The sequence below is a fragment of the Ruegeria sp. BG11 genome, from assembly GCF_056538565.1.
On the sequence record NZ_JBQFTH010000002.1, the window covers coordinates 25866 to 43704 of the forward strand.

16 protein-coding genes and 1 pseudogene are annotated in these 17839 nt (G+C 55.4%); 12 read left to right on the plus strand and 5 right to left on the minus strand.

Annotation, left to right across the window (positions count from 1 at the left end):
* Positions 1–4 precede the first annotated feature (4 nt).
* Genes ACR0JF_RS04250 through ACR0JF_RS04260 form a run of 3 tightly spaced genes read left to right on the plus strand, consistent with a single transcriptional unit; the run spans position 5 to position 2376 of the window.
* The gene (locus ACR0JF_RS04250) at positions 5–853 is read left to right on the plus strand and encodes a fumarylacetoacetate hydrolase family protein (RefSeq protein ID WP_170662393.1); all 849 of its coding nucleotides are present in this window, start codon (positions 5–7) and stop codon (positions 851–853) included.
* Positions 846–1769 carry a 2-hydroxyacid dehydrogenase gene (locus ACR0JF_RS04255; protein WP_170662395.1) on the plus strand — a complete coding sequence of 308 codons (924 nt, stop codon included), beginning with the start codon at positions 846–848 and terminating at the stop codon, positions 1767–1769. Before ACR0JF_RS04250 ends, ACR0JF_RS04255 begins: the two co-directional genes overlap by 8 nt.
* A gap of 16 nt (positions 1770–1785) precedes the next feature.
* Positions 1786–2376, plus strand: coding sequence for a LysE family translocator (locus ACR0JF_RS04260; protein ID WP_170662397.1), 591 nt, complete (start codon positions 1786–1788; stop codon positions 2374–2376).
* Positions 2377–2423: 47 nt separating this feature from the next.
* Here the strand turns inward: ACR0JF_RS04260 and ACR0JF_RS04265 are convergent, their stop codons facing one another.
* Positions 2424–3191 carry an SDR family oxidoreductase gene (locus tag ACR0JF_RS04265; RefSeq protein WP_170662399.1) on the minus strand — a complete coding sequence of 256 codons (768 nt, stop codon included), beginning with the start codon at positions 3189–3191 and terminating at the stop codon, positions 2424–2426.
* A gap of 69 nt (positions 3192–3260) precedes the next feature.
* Here ACR0JF_RS04265 and ACR0JF_RS04270 point away from each other — a divergent pair, with 69 nt between their 5' ends.
* The 3 genes and pseudogenes from ACR0JF_RS04270 to ACR0JF_RS04280 form a co-directional block, all read left to right on the plus strand.
* Positions 3261–4319 carry an L-idonate 5-dehydrogenase gene (locus ACR0JF_RS04270; RefSeq protein ID WP_170662401.1) on the plus strand — a complete coding sequence of 353 codons (1059 nt, stop codon included), beginning with the start codon at positions 3261–3263 and terminating at the stop codon, positions 4317–4319.
* Positions 4312–5133, plus strand: a complete 822-nt coding sequence (locus ACR0JF_RS04275) for a phytanoyl-CoA dioxygenase family protein (RefSeq protein WP_170662402.1) — start codon at positions 4312–4314, stop codon at positions 5131–5133. The genes ACR0JF_RS04270 and ACR0JF_RS04275 overlap by 8 nt, the downstream gene beginning before the upstream one ends.
* A 241-nt stretch (positions 5134–5374) precedes the next feature.
* A pseudogene (locus ACR0JF_RS04280) lies at positions 5375–5985 on the plus strand (DDE-type integrase/transposase/recombinase); the annotation flags it as partial.
* Between the two features lie 193 nt (positions 5986–6178).
* On the opposite strand, the gene ACR0JF_RS04285 reads toward ACR0JF_RS04280, so the two are convergent.
* Genes ACR0JF_RS04285 through paaG form a run of 4 tightly spaced genes read right to left on the minus strand, consistent with a single transcriptional unit; the run spans position 6179 to position 9326 of the window.
* Entirely contained in the window at positions 6179–6775 is a 597-nt protein-coding gene (locus tag ACR0JF_RS04285) for a TetR/AcrR family transcriptional regulator (RefSeq protein ID WP_170662404.1), read from the minus strand.
* A 3-nt stretch (positions 6776–6778) separates the two neighbouring features.
* Positions 6779–8089: a phenylacetate--CoA ligase PaaK gene (paaK, locus tag ACR0JF_RS04290; protein ID WP_170662406.1), complete on the minus strand. Its 1311-nt coding sequence runs from the start codon at positions 8087–8089 to the stop codon at positions 6779–6781.
* 23 nt (positions 8090–8112) lie between these two features.
* On the minus strand, positions 8113–8538 hold the full coding sequence (gene paaI / locus ACR0JF_RS04295; protein ID WP_170662408.1) for a hydroxyphenylacetyl-CoA thioesterase PaaI: 426 nt from the start codon (positions 8536–8538) through the stop codon (positions 8113–8115).
* A gap of 2 nt (positions 8539–8540) precedes the next feature.
* Positions 8541–9326, minus strand: a complete 786-nt coding sequence (paaG, locus tag ACR0JF_RS04300; RefSeq protein WP_170662410.1) for a 2-(1,2-epoxy-1,2-dihydrophenyl)acetyl-CoA isomerase PaaG — start codon at positions 9324–9326, stop codon at positions 8541–8543.
* A gap of 103 nt (positions 9327–9429) precedes the next feature.
* On the opposite strand from paaG, the gene ACR0JF_RS04305 reads away from it, so the two are divergent.
* The 6 genes from ACR0JF_RS04305 to paaZ all read left to right on the plus strand — a co-directional run bounded on the left by ACR0JF_RS04305 (position 9430) and on the right by paaZ (position 17803).
* Entirely contained in the window at positions 9430–11463 is a 2034-nt protein-coding gene (locus ACR0JF_RS04305) for an FAD-dependent oxidoreductase (RefSeq protein ID WP_170662411.1), read from the plus strand.
* Between the two features lie 70 nt (positions 11464–11533).
* Positions 11534–12553 carry a TRAP transporter substrate-binding protein gene (locus tag ACR0JF_RS04310; RefSeq protein ID WP_170473496.1) on the plus strand — a complete coding sequence of 340 codons (1020 nt, stop codon included), beginning with the start codon at positions 11534–11536 and terminating at the stop codon, positions 12551–12553.
* Between the two features lie 57 nt (positions 12554–12610).
* Entirely contained in the window at positions 12611–13117 is a 507-nt protein-coding gene (locus ACR0JF_RS04315; RefSeq protein ID WP_170375287.1) for a TRAP transporter small permease, read from the plus strand.
* On the plus strand, positions 13114–14466 hold the full coding sequence (locus ACR0JF_RS04320; RefSeq protein WP_170662413.1) for a TRAP transporter large permease: 1353 nt from the start codon (positions 13114–13116) through the stop codon (positions 14464–14466). The genes ACR0JF_RS04315 and ACR0JF_RS04320 overlap by 4 nt, the downstream gene beginning before the upstream one ends.
* Positions 14466–15653 carry a cytochrome P450 gene (locus ACR0JF_RS04325; RefSeq protein WP_170662415.1) on the plus strand — a complete coding sequence of 396 codons (1188 nt, stop codon included), beginning with the start codon at positions 14466–14468 and terminating at the stop codon, positions 15651–15653. Before ACR0JF_RS04320 ends, ACR0JF_RS04325 begins: the two co-directional genes overlap by 1 nt.
* A 119-nt stretch (positions 15654–15772) precedes the next feature.
* A complete protein-coding gene (gene paaZ, locus ACR0JF_RS04330) occupies positions 15773–17803 on the plus strand; it encodes a phenylacetic acid degradation bifunctional protein PaaZ (RefSeq protein WP_170662417.1) in 2031 nt (676 codons plus the stop codon).
* Positions 17804–17839 lie beyond the last annotated feature (36 nt).

The window sequence follows — 17839 nt, forward strand, 5'->3', positions numbered from 1 at the left end:
AGAAATGAAACTTGTTCGTTACGGAGCCGAGGGCTCGGAAAAGCCGGCCCTGGTCGACTCTGGGGGTCAATTGCGGGATCTGTCCGCCCATATCAACGATATCACGGGTGACGTGCTGGATGATGGAACGCTTGATAATTTGCGTTCATTGGATCCGAACAACCTGCCAATTGTGGAGGGTGATCCTCGTATCGCACCATGTGTCGGTGACATTGGTAAGTTTCTCTGCATCGGTTTGAACTACTCGGACCATGCCGCAGAAACCGGCGCAGATATTCCCGAGCATCCGATACTTTTTTTCAAGGCTAACTCAGCCGTCATTGGGGCCTATGACGATGTTGTCATGCCGCGGGGATCTACACACACCGACTGGGAATGCGAACTGGGTGTCGTCATCGGCAAGACGGCCAAATACGTATCTAAGGCCGACGCGCTCGAACATGTTGCGGGCTATTGTATCGTAAACGACGTGTCGGAAAGACATTTTCAAACTCAACTGACCGGTCAATGGACCAAAGGCAAGTCTTGCGACACATTCGGCCCTACTGGTCCGTGGCTAGTGACCCGGGATGAGGTGCCGGATCCTCAAAGCCTTGGGATGTCACTGGATGTAAACGGTCAGCGCATGCAAACCGGGAATACTGCTACGATGATCTTTTCCGTTGCCGAGATCATTGAGCACCTAAGCCAACTTTTCACACTGCACCCTGGTGACGTCATTTCAACTGGAACACCGCCTGGTGTCGGAATGGGGATCAAACCGGAACCAGTTTACCTTAAAAAAGGCGACGTCATGGAGCTTCGCATCGATGGGCTTGGTGTTCAGCGGCAAGAGGTCGGCCAAGATGACTGACTTGTTGCAAATCGGAGGGATCACTGAACGGATGCGAGAGCGCCTGTCCGCAGCGTTCGACATTCATCAATTGGACGATTTCGACGCAGAAAGTGTTACGCATATCGTTACAAATGGGCATGATGGTGTTCCGCATGACCTGATGACATCACTCAGTAATTTGAAGATGATCAGTGTCTATGGGGTCGGCTACGACGCCGTCGACGCGAATGCCGCGGCTGAGCGTGGGATTGTTGTGACACACACACCCAATGTGTTGAACAAAGAAGTCGCAACCACCGCCGTTCTGCTGTTTCTGTCATGTTACCGAGAGCTCATACGTGACGATGATTACGTTCGGTCCGGACGGTGGGAAGTTGAAGGAAATGCCCCTTTGACGCGATCACCGGACAATCAAAAAATAGGTATTCTTGGTCTTGGTCGCATTGGTCAGGCGATCGTTGATAAGTTGGAGCCGTGGGCCCCCGAAATCTCTTATCACACCCGCAATCAAAAGGATGTCCCATACCGGTATTTCGACAATTTGGTTGAAATGGCAGAACATGTGGACGTCCTCATGTGCATCACTCCCGGCGGTCCGTCGACGAATAAGCTGGTCAACGCTGAGGTACTGCGCGCTTTAGGGGCAGGCGGCACTTTAATAAACGTTAGCCGAGGTTCGGTCGTCGACGAAACTGCCCTTATCAATGCATTGCAAAACGGTGAGCTCGGGTGGGCGGGGCTTGATGTCTTCGAGGACGAACCGCGTGTTCCAAAAGCATTGCGCGATCTGCCCAATGTCACCTTGCTCCCTCACGCTGGTAGCGCGACTATTGAGACGCGTGCAGCAATGGGTGACCTAACTGTCGACAATCTGCTGCAACACCTCAAGGATGGATCGGTGATCACAGCTGTGCCGGAATGCAGAGATCTGTAAAAGGTCAATCTGAAAAGTGCTTGAGTTTGCTGTTGCGGTTTTCTTTCTGCTGATTACGCCGGGCCCGGGTGTTCTGACAACTGCGGGCATCGGATCAGCATTTGGTTTTCGAGCTGGACTCGCTTTTGTGGCTGGTTTGATGCTGGGCGGGTTCGTCAACATGATGTTGGTTGTCTCCGGAGTCGCTGCAGTAGCTTTGGCTATACCGGTGCTTAGAACTTTCCTGCTATTTGCCTCTGTCGGGTATTTGGGATTTCTCGCGTGGCGTATTGCGAGCGCTGGCTCAAAGGTCGGGTTTTCCCCTGCGGTCTCGCCACTTGGTTTTGCGAACGGGCTGACACTTCAGTTCATTAATCCCAAGGCTTACGTGGTCGGCACAGCATTGTTTTCAGGGTTTGCCTTTTTGCCCGATGCGCCCGTTTGGGAGGTCGTCATAAAAATCATAGTTTTCAATATGATTTGGGTGCCAGTGCACATGATTTGGCTGGGTGCTGGCGCAAAGCTGGGCAGACTTGATTTAAGCGAGAGATCGCATCAAAGGATCAACTTTGCGATGGCGGCTTCGTTGATGGTTGTTGTGGTGATTGCATTGGCGTCGGCGCTTTAAACGACGCGTACGTCAGTCGTACCTAACAGTCGATTGAACGCCACAAATCAAAGTGAAGCCGTTATTCCACCATCGACGTAGAGCGTATGTCCATTGACGAAACTGGAAGCGGGGGAGGCAAGGAATACAGCGGCACCGACAAGTTCTTCTACATTGCCCCAGCGACCGGCTGGGGTACGTTTCTCGAGCCATGCACTAAACTCTGGGTCAGCAACCAATGCGGCGTTCAAAGGTGTATCGAAATATCCAGGCGCAATGGCGTTGCAGTTCAGGCCATACTTGGCCCAATCAGTTGCCATTCCTTTTGTCAGGTTGGTTACAGCACCTTTTGTTGCCGTGTAGGGCGCAATACCTGGTCGTGCCAATGCGGATTGAACCGACGCAATGTTGATGATCTTACCTGACTTTCTTTCAATCATGTGCCGTGCCACAGCCTGACCGACGTGAAAGACGGACGCTACATTTGTCTGTAGTAGGCGCTCGAAGGCATCAGCGGGGAAATCCTGTAACTCCGTCCTGTGTTGCATACCGGCGTTGTTGATCAAGATGTCTATGGGGCCGACGTTCTCTTCAAAGTTGTCCACAGCAGATCGGACACCTTCGTGATCGGTTGCATCGAATGAAAGTTCACGTACTGAGGCGCCTGTTTCACTCAACTCGGACGCTGCTGCCGCTAGTTTAGAAGTGTCGCGCCCGTTCAAAACGACCTGCGCACCGGCGGCAGCCAAGCCACGAGCCAACGCAAATCCAATGCCTTGGCTAGAGCCCGTTACGAGTGCGCGTGTTCCCTTTAAGTTGAACATTTCAAGCGTCATGCAAAAATCCCTTGGTTGTCAGCACCGACTATCCGTATCTTTTGGCAATCTGTATAGGGAGTCTGTGCAATGTCTTCGGCCAGTGTTGCTGTTGTTATCCATGCCGCAAAAGATCTGAGGTTGGAAAACCGAGACGTACACGACGTGGGGCCAGACGAAGTCTTGATTGCTATGCGCGCGGGTGGGATTTGCGGCTCTGACCTGCACTATTACAACCACGGTGGTTTCGGTGCGATCAAGTTGCGTCAACCTATGGTGCTAGGACATGAAGTCGCCGGGGAAATCGTGAAAGTTGGGTCAAGCGTGCAGGGGCTACACCTAGGTCAACTGGTTGCAGTTTCTCCATCCCGCCCTTGCCAAGTCTGCACTTATTGTCTGAACGGTGAGCAAAACCACTGTCTTGATATGAAGTTTTATGGCAGCGCGATGCCGTTCCCACATATCCAAGGCGCTTTTCAAAGCAAGCTCGTGGCGAAGGCCAGTCAATGCGTTCCGGCAGATGGGTTGAGCCCTGCGCAGGCCGCTATGGCCGAACCTCTGGCGGTCTGTTTGCATGCGATTAAACAAGCTGGGAACCTCCTAGGTAAAACGGTACTTATCACGGGATGCGGTCCGATCGGCTGCCTCACGATCTCGGCGGCACGTCGTTCTGGGGCGGCCAGAATAGTGGCGACGGATATCTCGGACCAGACCCTCGCTCTGGCGCGTGAATGCGGGGCAGACGACGTCATCAACACCTACGCCGATCCTGAAAAACTGGAGCAGTTTGAAAAGGACAAGGGCCAGGTTGATGTACAACTGGAGTGTTCCGGGGCTCAATCGGCTCTGGCTTCTGGCGTCACATGCTTGCGACCAGGTGGAACATTGGTTCAGCTTGGTCTGGGCGGAGATATGACAGTGCCGATGCAGGCGCTGACTGCAAAAGAGATTGTACTTCGCGGGTCTTTCCGTTTCCATTCCGAGTTCTCAGTCGCGGTCCAGATGATGCGAAGCGGACTAATAAATGTCGACCAGTTGGTGACGCATTCCTTCGAGGTTGGCGAGGCTGTCACTGCTTTCGAGGTTGCGTCTGATCGAAGCCAATCAATGAAGGTGCAGTTAACCTTTCCGGACAAGGACAATGGATAGACGAACGCGTGATATTGCAAAGACTTATGAACGAGATGGTTTCGTAGCTCCGCTGGATATCCTGACAGCTTCTGAGGTCCAAACGCTGCGCGATGATTTTGAGAAAGCGGAGCGCATTATCAGAGACGACCCAGAGAAACTCAAGCTTGTATATTCTTATCCGGACAGGCTGATACCATCATTCGATGCACTTGTTCGCCATCCGAAGCTGATTGAGGCTGCTTCAACAGTGTTGGGGCCGGACCTCATGGTTTGGAGCGGTGCACTTTTCGTTAAAGAAGCGCGGTCACCGAAAATAGTCTCGTGGCACCAGGACTTGACCTATTGGGGGTTGGACGATGCTGAAGAGGTTACTTGTTGGGTTGCGATTTCAGAAGCGTCTGAGCAAAGCGGGTGTATGAAGTTTGTTCCTGGCAGCCATAAAAGCCGTATCGTGCCTCACGTGGACACCTTCAGCGAAAACAATCTGTTGTCTCGTGGGCAGGAAATCGCAGTCGATGTGAACGAACAAGATGTAGTCGCTGCCGAATTGCGTGCGGGGCAGGCGTCCATGCATCACGGGCATCTTTTCCACGCATCAGGGCCCAATAACACAGACGATAGACGCATCGGTGCGGCGTTGCGTTTCATAAAGCCCTCAATGAAACAGCAAAACGGCGTGAAATCTTTGGTTGCGCTAGTCGCAGGGCGAGATGATTTTGGGCATTTCTCAGTTGCGTCCTCCCCTCAGGGCTTTTTGCATGAGGAGGATTTCGTTGTGTGTCAAAGGGATGCAGGCCGCAAAAAACAAATACTTTTCGCAGGAGTAAAGTGACGCCCTTGGCAAGCTCAGAACCACTGTTCCATCGGTCCGGAAGCCGACCTAAATCGCGAAAACTAGTGGATATTCAAAAGTTCTCGTCGCAGCTCAGCCTTTCCTCCATTCGGGCGAAAAGTAATATAGGCGATCTGCGGCAAGTTCTAAATCAAAATAGTCACTGCAAGCTCTTAAAGTATTCGGTCTTGCTATAAGAACTTGGATTGAGGCCTGCAGGGCGCTCTCGTAGCCTTCGCGCATGATCAAGCAATCGCCATTCAAGTACTTCAAAACCAGTCCACAGGTCATTAGTCTGGTAGTAATGCTTTACGTTCGGTTCCACCAGTTGCGGGTATATTCAAAATCGAAATGGCATGTGGATGAAGTCTTCATATAGATAAACGGCAAGCTTAGGTAAGCGGCAAGCGGCATTGTCCACGGCGCGCAGTAGATTATAAAAACGAGTTGCTGGAAGTCGTGGTCACCAAACGTCTAAACAAGTTGGCGGTATTGAGACACCTCAGGAAATTGATGAAGCTGCACGGCAAAGCGAGCGAGTTGGTCACGGATCTTTTAGCGTAATACCGGGCGGCACTCAGAGAACTCAGTGTGACGGAAAAGCAAAAAACGGGCAGGTGGCTCGATACCCGAGTTGAGAACTCACACCTCCCGTTTTAACTACGAGAACGCGCAATTTAACTACGAGAACGCGCAATGCAGCGCTTCAGGCGGATGCGAAGTTTGCAGAAATTCGCCGCCGTCCATTCCTTTGTTTGCAACCACTTCAATCAGGAAAGATTTCTCACCAGCCGAGTCACCTTCGAATTGACACGCACCGCTTCTCTCGCTGAGCGGCGCGAGCTTGGTGCAACATTAAGGGCAGCTCTACTGGCCTACCTGAGCCTGGTTCGGATTTGTCTGACAGCAACACCAATACACTCATTCCAAGTGTCGGACTACCCGGCATCTGATCGTCTCCTCAATCGATATTGCAGCCGTCTTGAATGAGGCCTCACCGTGGAAACCAATGAGAAACTGTTCAACGAAAAAGTGTGCTTCCCGCCTAAAGCTTTCGAATGCCGTGGATCGTCAGTGTGCTGACCAGATCAGCGTAGTCTTCACGCGCCTTGGTTCCGGCTCCTGTATTCCACATGTAATACCAGTTCAGCATGCCAAAGACTGACATTGTAGCGCCGCGCAGCTTGGCCTTGTCATTACCCAATGTCTCTGGAGACAGCTCCTGTAGGATATTGTTAATGAAGTTGACCATATCACGCTGGTACTCGCGCAGTTTCTTTTGCTGATCGTCGGCGAGGGCGTTCATACCGCTGATCTGAACCCGGTGCTCGTCATCTGCACCTTGATAGGCGAACAAGATTTCGCGGACAGCCTTTCGAAGTTTCTCTTCAGGCTCAAGCCCTTCGAAATCAACGTTGCAAATGCGGTCACGTAAATCACGCAGATAGGTCTCAAGGATGTCATACAAGATGGCATCCTTACTGTCATAATAATGGTATATGTTCGCCTTGGAGATTCCGCACTCTTTTGCCAACAGGGTCATTGAGGCGCGGTCGAACCCCTGGTCCGCAAAGATTTTCGCAGCTCTTTTGAGTATCTGTTCCCGCTTCTGGTCGTGGTCTTTGGCGATTGTCCTGGCCACGGCTTATTCCTTATCGCGGTTGTCGATGACGCGTTTCGCCTTGCCCTGAGAGCGTTCGACGTCGCCTTGATCACCTACAACAATTTCAGTTGAAACGCCAACAACGTCCTTGATGCGCTTAGTCAGCATTCGGGCTGCGGCAGTCTTTGACATCTCGTCGGTCGAGTCTGCTGATGCTTCGACAAACACCCGCATCGCGTCCATTCGGCCGGATCTGTACAGTTCGATCTGATAGTAGGGGGCCAGACCGCCCGTCGCCATGACCTGCTCTTCAATCTGGCTGGGGAAAACGTTGACGCCCCGCAGGATCATCATGTCATCGCTGCGGCCAGTAATCTTTGCCATCCGGCGCATCGAACGCGCGGTTCCGGGCAACAGACAGGTCAGATCGCGTGTGCGGTAGCGGATCATTGGCAAACCTTCTTTGGTCAAAGTGGTGAACACCAACTCGCCGGTTTCGCCGTCGGGCAGTACTTCGCCTGTGGCCGGGTCAATGATCTCTGGTAGGAAGTGATCCTCCCAGATCACGGGACCATCTTTTGTTTCGACGCACTCGCTCGCGACGCCGGGGCCCATGATTTCAGACAGGCCGTAGATATCGACTGCGTGCATGTCGAACGCGGATTCAACCTCCGTTCGCATCGCGTCTGTCCAGGGCTCTGCTCCGAAAATGCCGACCTTGAGAGAGCTTTTTCTCGGGTCGAGCCCGGATTTGTGGAACTGTTCAAGGATGTTGAGCATGTATGAGGGCGTCACCATGATCCCGTCGGGCTGAAAATCATGTATCAAGCCGACCTGTTTCTCGGTCTGCCCGCCGCTCATGGGGACAACGGTCGCACCCAAACGTTCGATCCCGTAGTGGGCGCCCAGGCCGCCGGTGAAAAGGCCATAGCCATAGGCGTTGTGGACCAAATCGCCCTTACGCAAACCTGCCGCCCGCAACGAACGCGCACCCAAATCTGCCCAATTATCGATATCAGCTTTGGTATAGCCCACCACAGTTGGTTTACCGGTGGTCCCGGAAGACGCGTGCAGTCGAATAATCTCACTGCGTGGGACCGCGAAAAGGCCGAAAGGGTAGTTGTCGCGCAGATCGTTTTTATACGTAAACGGGAACTTCGAAATATCCGAAAGCTGTTGCAAATCATCCGGATGGACACCCGCCTCATCAAAGCGCTGCTTGTACATCGCCACGTTTTCGTAGGCATGTCGGACCGACCATTTGAGGCGTTCAAGCTGTGTCGCACGGATTTCGTCGATCGATGCGATTTCGATCGGGTCCAATTCAGCTTTGTTGGGGGACAGGGCGTCCATTGCGTTGCTCCTCCAGCGTATTTCTATTCGACAAAATTCTGACCACCAACCGCGCGGGACATGCCCCGGAATTCGGCGACAGTCATGCCATCTTGATTTGTGATGCGTACGTCATAGACGCCGCTACGACCTGCGACAGCGGTTTCTGTCGCGGTTGCGGTCAGGCGGTCTCCCAGGCGTCCGGGTGCGAGATAGCTCATCATTGTATGCTGGCCGACGGTCGCCACGTTGCGACTGTTGCAGGCAAAGGCAAACGCGCTGTCTGCCAAGGCGTGGGTGACGCCGCCGTGGCATATGCCATGGCCGTTGCAGTGATGAGTTGCGACGGTCAGTGCCAGAACGGCGCGGCCTTCGGCGACGTCAACGAGTTCCATGCCGAACCATTTGCTGGCCTCATCATTGGCCCACATAGCAGCGGCAGATTTAGCGGCGCGTTCTTGCGGGGTCATCGTCATTTGCCCTGAAAACTTGGTACGCGTTTTTCGAGGAAGCTGGACACGCCTTCGGCATAGTCCGCGCTTTCCCCACAGATTTTCATAGCGTCCGCTTCGATTTCAAGATGATCAGAAAGGGTGGTGGTTGCCGCGGCCTGAATGCACTGCTTGGTTTTGCCCAGCCCAACGGTCGGACCGTTGGCAAATTGGTTTGCCAATGCGCGGGCTTCGGTCATCAACTGCTCATCGGGCAGGGCTTTCCAGATCAGGCCCCAGTCTTCTGCTTGTTTTGCTGGCAAGGGTTGTGCCGTAAGCGCCAGTCCTTTTGCTCTGGCCTCTCCCAATAGGCGGGGCAGGTGCCAACTGCCGCCAGTATCAGGGATCAGACCGACCTTGGCAAAACTCTGAATGAACTTGGCGCTTTCACCGGCCAAAACCATGTCACAGGCCAGTGCCAGATTTGCCCCGGCTCCGGCAGCAACACCGTTCACAGCACAAATAACCGGGAAGTTCAGCGACCGGATCAATCGCACTAAAGGCGCATAAAAGGTCCGCACGGTTTTGCTCAGATCAGGCGGGCCGTCCATTTTCGATGGATCGCGGTCACCAAGATCCTGTCCGGCGCAAAATCCGCGACCTGCACCGGTCAAAAGGACGGCGCGCGCGCCGTTGTCTCGGGCGGATTTCAGCGCGTCTTGCAGCGCGTAATGCATCTCATCATTGAATGAGTTCAGTTTGTCGGGACGATTCAGTGTAATCTCAACCCAGGTCCCGTGATCTTCTACAAGAATCGTATCGCTCATGACTGCTCTGCCAGATGTCGTTTCATTTTTATCATTGCATTAACCGAACGGTTGGTCAATATATAAACAAGACTCGAATCCAGAGCGCTTGAAGGGCACACCCATGTCTCAGACCTCACTTGTGAATGTTGAACTCAAAGGCGATGTCGCCTGGGTCACCATTGACAACCCGCCGGTCAATGCGACCTCGCAAGCGGTCCGGCAGGGGCTTGCAGATGCTGTGGATGCGGTCAAAGGCGCGCGGGTGGCCGTGTTGCGATGCGCTGGCCGGACTTTCGTCGCGGGCGGGGACATGTCCGAATTCGACAAGCCGCCGGTCGAGCCGCATTTGCCCGATGTCGTCCAAATGATCGAAGACAGCGATGTCCCTTTCGTCGCCTGTATGCACGGGAATGTTCTGGGTGGGGGACTCGAAATTGCGATGGCCTGCGCATGGCGGATTGCAGCGCCCGAAACGGGATTTGGTCTGCCAGAGGTCAATGTTGGATTGATCCCCGGCGCCGGCGGCACGCAACGTCTGCCACGCCTTGTGGGGATGGAAGCGGCAATCGATCTGGCCTGCACAGGCAAAGTGCGGAAGGCCGAGGAGATGCAGCAGCTTGGGGCCGTCGATTTGGTGGCCGACGATCTTGAAGCGGCGGTCGAGAGTTTTGTGGCCGATCTGCCCGACCGTCCTGTGCCTGTCAGCCAACGTATTCTCGCTGATTTTGCGCCGGATCTGATCGAGACCTCTCGGGCATCGCTGAAAAAGCGTGCCAAGGGGCAGCAGTCGCCGTTGGAGAACCTGACCGCGTTAACCTGGTCCCAGAAGCCGTTTTCCGAAGCACAGCCGATGGAGCGGACGCGCCATCTGGTGCTTCGCCAAACTGCGGAAAGCCGCGCGCTGCGTCATGCGTTCTTTGCGGAACGCAGCGTATCAAAGCCCTCTCTGATCAAGGATGCCCAACTGCGTGATATCAGCCGTATTGCTGTTGTGGGTGGCGGCTTGATGGGCGCCGGGATCGCAACGGCCGCTCTGACGGCTGGCCTGTCTGTAACGTTGATCGAGCGCGACTCCGAGGCCGCATTGGCAGCCCATGATCGGGTTGAAGGCCTGTTGAAGGGTGCGGTCAAACGCGGAAAGATGACTGAGACGCAATGCCTGACTTGCCTGTCCCGATTTCGCGCCGTTGACAGCTATGCCGAAGCAGCCGACGCGGAATTGGCGATAGAAGCCGTGTTCGAGGACCTATCGGTCAAAAAGCAGGTCTTTGCTGAATTGGCCAAGAACATGGACGCCAACGCAATTCTTGCCACCAATACATCTTATCTGGACCCTGCTGAAATCTTCTCGGGCATCGAAAACCAGACACGGTGCATCGGGCTACATTTCTTCAGCCCGGCCCATGTCATGAAACTGCTTGAGATCGTGCACACCCCCCGAACCGCCCCAGAGGTGGTGGCCACAGGGTTTGCTCTGGGCAAGAAACTGCGCAAGGTCTCGGTGCTGTCAGGCGTTTGCGACGGGTTCATTGGCAACCGCATGTTGGCCGCTTATCGGCGCGCAGCAGATTATCTGCTGGCAGACGGGGCACTACCCCATGAAATTGATCTGGCGATGCGGGATTTCGGGATGCCGATGGGGCCCTACGAGCTGCAGGATCTTACCGGGTTGCAAATCGCCTGGGCAAACCGAAAACGCAACGCTGCCACGCGCGACCCGAACGAACGCTATGTCACCATTGCCGACCAGCTATGTGAGATGGAGCGGTTTGGGCAGCGATCCGGCAAAGGCTGGTACCTGTACGAAGAAGGAAATCGCAAACCGATCCGCGACCCCGAGGTTGAAGCTTTGATCGAAGGGTATTCCACAGCGCAGGGCATTACCCGCCGGACCTTTACGGCCGAGGATATATCGTCTCGCCTTCTGGCGGTCATGGCGAATGAGGGCGCTTTGATCATCCAAGAAGGGATCGCCGAAAACGCAGAAACCGTCGATATGGTTCAGATCCACGGCTATGGTTTTCCTCGTTGGCGAGGGGGGCCAATGAACTATCGCAAAGAAATCGGGAGTGACGTGTCCCGGTCGGTTATGCTGACCGTGGCCGAGGAAAGTCCGGCGTCTTGGGCCATCGCGGCCCAAACTATAGCGCTTTAAAAGTGTTGATGGTTACAAAAGCAACCATTAACGCATTCAGAATGCATGTTTCACAGGGAGGAGACAGAACATGAAACTCAGCAACTTGAGCACCTTGCTGGCTTCGGCGGCACTTGCCATTTCGGGTACCGTTGCGATGGCGGCAGACTATACGCTGACTATTTCCAGCTGGGCGCCGCCGACCCATGGCATCAACGCCAAGATGTGGCCGAAATTTGTCGAGATGGTTGAAGAAGCCACCGATGGCCAAGTCACTGCTGAACTGAAACTTGGCATCGCACCTCCACCGGCTCAGATGGACCTGATCATGGATGGGGCGGCGGATGCCTCGATCATTTTCCACGGCTACCAGCCGGGCCGCTTTGTCACCACCAAGATGATCGAACTGCCCGGATATGAGGGCTCGGCCGAAGCCGCATCGGTGGCCTATTGGCGCGCCTATGACAAGCACCTGAAGGCGGCGGACGAACATCGCGGCGTCAAGGTGATCGCGTTGCATACGCATGGACCGGCCCAACTACATTCCAGCAGCCCTGTTACCACGCTGGACGAGGTATCAGGCCTTAAGGTTCGCATCCCCGGAGGTGTTGGTGGCGATGTCGGTACAGCGCTGGGCGCAACCGGTATCCAGGTGCCTGCTCCGAAAGTGTACGAAACGCTGGCTTCGAAAGCAGCCGATGGCGTCGTGATGCCATTTGAATCCCGCAAGGGCTTCAAGCTGACCGAAGTGGCTCAGAACGTTTACGAAGTTCCGGGCGGCCTGTATCGCGGTTCTTTCGCCTTCATCATGAACGAAGACACATTTGCCGATCTGCCTGCCGAGCTGCAGCAAGCGCTGGAAGAGCAAGTCTTTGGCGAGCCGCTGAGCCGTGAAATCGGTAAAATCTGGGACGAAATTGATGCCATCGGGCGCGAAGCCACCGAAGGCACAGACGGCAATGCGATCAACACCGCATCTGCGGAAGACCTGGAAAAGTTCAACGCAATTGCTGTCGATGTCCGCGCCAAGGTTATTGACGAAGTCAACGGTGCCGGGGTCGATGCTCAGGCCGCCTATGACATGATCGTCAGTGAAATGGCCGCGCAATAACGCGAGCTGGTTGGCGGTCTCGCACCGCCAGCCGTTTCGACCGGGCGGGAATTCCTCATGCAATCTCTGGTATCCTTCGCGCGCCGCATCAGTGTTTTTCCGACAGTGATGGCCTGTGTGGCGCTGTTTATCCTTATGGTTATGACGTTTTGCGACGTCATTCTTCGGTCCATGTTCAACGCGCCGATCGAAGCGGCGACCGAGTTGACACGTATTCTGATGGCGATCCTTGTATTCTCGGTTCTTCCGATGATCTCGGCTGGAAAAGGTCAGATTGCAGTGGACCTGACGGACGGTTTGTTTGCGCGACTGCGCCTAAGCCGCGCCAGGGATGCGATTGTCTATCTGGTCTCGGGCATCATGCTCTTCTGGCCGATACAGCGGGTCTGGATCTTGGCTGAACGGGCGCGGGACTATGGTGATGTGACCGAGTACCTGTCGATCCCCGTGTTCTATATCGGCTGGTTCATTGCCGCGTCCGCAGCGATCACCGCCGTCGCGATGATCACGACCGGCCTTCTGCACATCTTCGCCCCCCATACTTTGTCGGAGCACCCTCAATGACTGCCGCACTGATCGGCTTTGGCCTTGTTCTTGTTCTTGTGCTTCTGCGCCTGCCGATTGTCTTTGCAATGGGCCTCGTCGGAACGCTGGGTTTTGCATACGAACGCGGAGGCAGTATTCTGTCCGAACGCGGCTTGAAAGCAGCGATGTCGATGGTGGGTCGTCAGATCACCGACACGGCACAGGACTACGGCCTTTCGGTTATACCACTGTTTATCCTGATGGGTTTGTTCGTGAACAAAGGCGGGCTGGCGCGCGAGCTTTACGCCGTATCAAACGCGTTTCTGGGCCATTTCAAAGGCGGGATCGCAATGGCTACGGTGGCGGCCTGTGGCGGGTTTTCGGCCATCTGTGGCTCGTCCCTGGCAACGGCGGCAACGATGTCCAAGGTCGCCATGCCGGAAATGCGCCGCTATCGCTATTCAGATGAGCTGTCGACCGCCTCCATTGCGGCAGGCGGCACGCTCGGCATTCTAATCCCGCCCTCCGTGATCCTTGTAATCTATGGTCTGCTGACCGAGACATCCATCGGCAAGCTGTTTGTTGCCGGTATCATTCCCGGCGTGCTTGGCATCCTTCTGTACCTGTTTGCCGTTCGCTGGACCGTCTGGCGCAAACCCGACTCCGGACCCGCAGGAGAAAAACACGGCTGGGGCGAAAAACTGACAGCGTTACGGTCGGTTTGGGCGGTGTTGCTGTTGTTCTTTCTTGTCATTGGCGGGCTTTACGGCGCGTTTGATTTCCACCCACTGAACCTGACCTTCAGCCCGACCGAAGCCGCCGGCATGGGCGCCATGGGGGCGTTTCTGATCGCCTTGTCCCGCGGTGGGTTGACTCTGAGTTCGACCTTCGAGGTGTTGAAAGAAACAACTTACACCGCTGCCGCCCTGTTCTCGGTCCTGATCGGGGCCCAGATCTTTTCGAACTTCATCAACCTCGCTGGCCTGCCAGAGGCGTTGATCGGCCTGGTCACGGCCTATGACGTGGAACCGTTCGTGGTGATCCTGATGATCCTGGGAATCTACATCATCTTGGGCTGCGTGTTTGAATCGCTGTCGATGCTTTTGTTAACCGTGCCGATCTTTTTCCCACTGGTGACGTCGTTGGGCTATGACCCGATCTGGTTCGGGATCGTGGTTGTTGTCGTGACCGAGATCAGCCTGATCACCCCGCCGGTCGGATTGAACGTGTTCATCCTGAAAGGGGTGGTCGGGGACGTCTCAACAGCAACGATCTTCAAAGGTGTCACGCCCTTCTGGATCGCCGACATTTTCCGACTGGCCCTGATCGTTCTGGTGCCCTGGCTGGTACTGGTGCTGCCCGAACATATGGGGGCGATGGGTCACTGATGTTTTCCCTGACGGCGCTTCCCGAAGGGTTTCACGAGGACCCTTATCCAGCCTATGCCGCGCTGCGCGAGGATATGCCGGTTTGCTCCCAGCCCGACGGTTCGGTGATCCTGTCGCGATACGAGGATCTGGATCTGGTCTATCGGGATACGACGCGGTTCATCTCGGACAAAAAGGCGGTGTTTGGGCCCAAATACGGGGTCGACAGCCCGTTATACGAACACCACACCACAAGTCTGGTGTTCAACGATCCGCCCCTGCACACCCGCGTCCGCAAGGTGATGGTAGGCGCGATGAACCCGCGTGCCTTGGCGCAGATGGAGCCTGGATTGATCCAGCTCGTCGACAGTTTGCTGGATCAGATGCAAGCCAAAGGCACAGTCGAGTTGATCGAGGATTTTGCCGGGGCGATCCCCATCGAAGTGATCGGCAACCTGTTGGGCATTCCCAAGTCCGAACGCGAACCACTACGGGACTGGTCTCTGGCTATTCTTGGGGCTTTGGAACCACAATTGACGCCTGAGCAGGAAGAGTGGGGCAATCGTGCCGCCTCCGAATTCAAAGAATTTCTGCGCCATATCATTGAGGATCGAAAAGCCAACCCGGGCAATCCGGAAACGGATGTTCTGACACGGCTGATGCAAGACGATGCGGATGGCGGCCTGACCGACGTTGAGCTGTATCAGAACTGTATCTTTATCCTGAATGCCGGGCACGAGACCACGACAAACCTGATAGGCAACGCGCTGGATTTGCTGGATCGGCACCGGGATAAACGCGCGGAATTGCTGAACAATCCCGACCTGATTTCCACAGCAGTGGACGAATTCTTACGTCTGGAAAGCCCAAACCAGTTCGGCAATCGCCTGACAACCGACGATGTGACATTCCACGGCCATACCATCCCGGCAGGCACGGATGTTCACCTGTGTATCGGCGCCGCCAACCGCGACCCAAGGCAGTTTGACCGGCCCGACGACATGCTGCTGGACCGCCGCCCGAACAAACACCACGCCTTTGCCGGTGGCCCGCACACCTGCGTCGGTCTGACTCTTGCTCGGATGGAGGGCAAGATTGCGGTCAGTCGGTTTTTGAACCGCTTTCCCAACTATCAGTTCACAGAGGGCGTAAAGCGTGGTGGGCGAATTCGTTTTCGCGGGTTCGCCCAGCTTCCTGCAAAGGTTTGACGTGACCGAACAAGAAAATGAATCGGCCTTTTTATTGACCGACCGTACGGTAAATATTATAGCTACCATAACCGCGCGCTTAGGGCCGCGTAGATCATCTCAGGACTGAGGAGAGGCACATGACGATCCAACAGATTTCAAGTTTCGCGGCCGGTGAGTGGGTCGCGCCGGGCGAGGGTGCCCGCAACATTGCCAGTGCTGTGACCGGTGAAGTGATCGCGACCGCTGGCAACACTGGCTTGGATGTACAGGGCATGTTGGACTATGCGCGCAACGTTGGTGGTCCGGCGTTGCGTCAGATGACCTTTCACGAGCGCGCCAAGATGCTCAAGGCATTGTCGGTGCATTTGGGGCAGCACAAGCAGGCCCTGTATGACCTGTCATTCAACACGGGCGCGACCCAGTCAGACCATCTGATCGACATCGACGGCGGGATAGGCACGATGTTTGTGTTTGCCTCGAAAGGCCGCCGCGAAATGCCCGATGGGTGCGTCTATCTGGACGGGGACGTCGAACAGCTATCGCGGAATGGGACCTTTGTCGGTCAGCACATCTGCACGCCGCTGCAGGGTGTGGCGGTTCATATCAACGCGTTCAACTTTCCGGTTTGGGGCATGTTGGAGAAGCTGGCTCCGACCTTGCTGGCCGGTGTTCCGGCCATCGTCAAACCGGCGACGAATTCCTGCTACGTGACCGAGTTATGCGTGCGGTTGATGCTGGACTCTGGCATTCTGCCTGCCGGGGCGCTCCAGCTTGTGTCGGGTGGTCTGGGTGACATGTTGGATCGCCTGACGATGCAGGACGTGGTCAGCTTTACCGGCTCGGCCGATACTGCGCTGAAACTACGGTCTAACCCCGTCATTCTGCAAAACTCCGTCCGTTTCGTGGCGGAACAGGACAGTCTGAACTGTTCGGTACTGGGCACTGACGCCCAACCGGGGACACCGGAATTTGACCTGTTCATCAAGGAAGTTCAGCGCGAGATGACCACTAAAGCGGGTCAGAAATGTACCGCGATCCGCCGGATCATTGCGCCCGAGCCGCATGTGCAGGCGGTGATCGAAGCGCTTTCCGCGCGGCTGGCAAAAACGGTTATCGGCGACCCTAGGCTTGAGACAACGCGCATGGGCGCGCTGGTCTCGAATGATCAAAAACTGGATGTACTGGAAAAGGCTGCGATCATTTGCCAAGAGGCCGAACGTGTGTTCGGCAACCCGGATGATTTTGCCGTTGATGGCGCAGATGCCCAAAAAGGGGCTTTCCTTCCGCCGATGCTGTTCCATTGCGCCAACCCGGACGCGGCACAGCGCGTTCATGACACTGAAGCCTTCGGGCCGGTCAGCACGATCATGGGGTATCGCGACACCGACCACGCGATTGAGCTTGCGAACAGGGGACAGGGGTCTCTGGTCGCGTCGATCATTACCCACGACCCGGTTGTAGCGCGCAAATTCGCCATGGGTGCCGGGGCGTATCACGGGCGGCTTTATTTCAACAACCGAGACTCGATGAAAGAGGCTACGGGCCACGGTTCACCCTTGCCGCATATGGTCCACGGCGGCCCCGGTCGCGCGGGTGGCGGTGAGGAAATGGGCGGCGTTCGGGGCGTGAAACACTACATGCAGCGCACAGCCATTCAGGGCTCACCTGACCTGTTGACGGCGATTGGCTCGAAATGGGTCTCGGGCGCTACCGAGATCGAAGGCCCGGCGCATCCTTTCACGCGGCGCTACCACGATCTGGCAATCGGTGAGACAATTCACACGGCGCCGCGCACCGTCACGCTCGAAGATATCGAGCACTTTGCGGAATTCACCGGCGACACCTTCTATGCGCACATGGATGAGGCCGCCGCGGAACGAAATCCGTTCTTCCCGGGTCGTGTCGCGCACGGATACCTGCTGTTGTCGTTCGCCGCCGGTTTGTTTGTCGAGCCTAACGAAGGTCCTGTTCTGGCCAATACAGGCTTGGATGGGTTGCGTTTCATGAAACCAGTTGTGGCCGGGGACAACATCAAAGTGCGCCTGACCGTTAAGTCAAAGACCAAACGAAACGATCAGTATGGAGAGGTTCGCTGGCAAGTTACGATGACTCAACAGGATGATGACCTTGTTGCTGAATACGAACTGCTGACAATGGTGGCCTACTGACGAAACCGGGCCGGATGGTAATTCGATCCGGCCCAG

What these genes read in the sequence shown, in the direction of transcription:
- paaI (WP_170662408.1), bottom strand. Translation starts at nt 8,538, where the DNA reads ATGACCCCGCAAGAACGCGCCGCTAAATCTGCCGCTGCTATGTGGGCC.
- ACR0JF_RS04305 (WP_170662411.1), top strand. Translation starts at nt 9,430, where the DNA reads ATGTCTCAGACCTCACTTGTGAATGTTGAACTCAAAGGCGATGTCGCC.
- ACR0JF_RS04250 (WP_170662393.1), top strand. Translation starts at nt 5, where the DNA reads ATGAAACTTGTTCGTTACGGAGCCGAGGGCTCGGAAAAGCCGGCCCTG.
- ACR0JF_RS04275 (WP_170662402.1), top strand. Translation starts at nt 4,312, where the DNA reads ATGGATAGACGAACGCGTGATATTGCAAAGACTTATGAACGAGATGGT.
- ACR0JF_RS04310 (WP_170473496.1), top strand. Translation starts at nt 11,534, where the DNA reads ATGAAACTCAGCAACTTGAGCACCTTGCTGGCTTCGGCGGCACTTGCC.
- ACR0JF_RS04265 (WP_170662399.1), bottom strand. Translation starts at nt 3,191, where the DNA reads ATGACGCTTGAAATGTTCAACTTAAAGGGAACACGCGCACTCGTAACG.
- ACR0JF_RS04255 (WP_170662395.1), top strand. Translation starts at nt 846, where the DNA reads ATGACTGACTTGTTGCAAATCGGAGGGATCACTGAACGGATGCGAGAG.
- paaZ (WP_170662417.1), top strand. Translation starts at nt 15,773, where the DNA reads ATGACGATCCAACAGATTTCAAGTTTCGCGGCCGGTGAGTGGGTCGCG.
- ACR0JF_RS04315 (WP_170375287.1), top strand. Translation starts at nt 12,611, where the DNA reads ATGCAATCTCTGGTATCCTTCGCGCGCCGCATCAGTGTTTTTCCGACA.
- ACR0JF_RS04270 (WP_170662401.1), top strand. Translation starts at nt 3,261, where the DNA reads ATGTCTTCGGCCAGTGTTGCTGTTGTTATCCATGCCGCAAAAGATCTG.
- ACR0JF_RS04325 (WP_170662415.1), top strand. Translation starts at nt 14,466, where the DNA reads ATGTTTTCCCTGACGGCGCTTCCCGAAGGGTTTCACGAGGACCCTTAT.
- paaK (WP_170662406.1), bottom strand. Translation starts at nt 8,089, where the DNA reads ATGGACGCCCTGTCCCCCAACAAAGCTGAATTGGACCCGATCGAAATC.
- ACR0JF_RS04320 (WP_170662413.1), top strand. Translation starts at nt 13,114, where the DNA reads ATGACTGCCGCACTGATCGGCTTTGGCCTTGTTCTTGTTCTTGTGCTT.
- paaG (WP_170662410.1), bottom strand. Translation starts at nt 9,326, where the DNA reads ATGAGCGATACGATTCTTGTAGAAGATCACGGGACCTGGGTTGAGATT.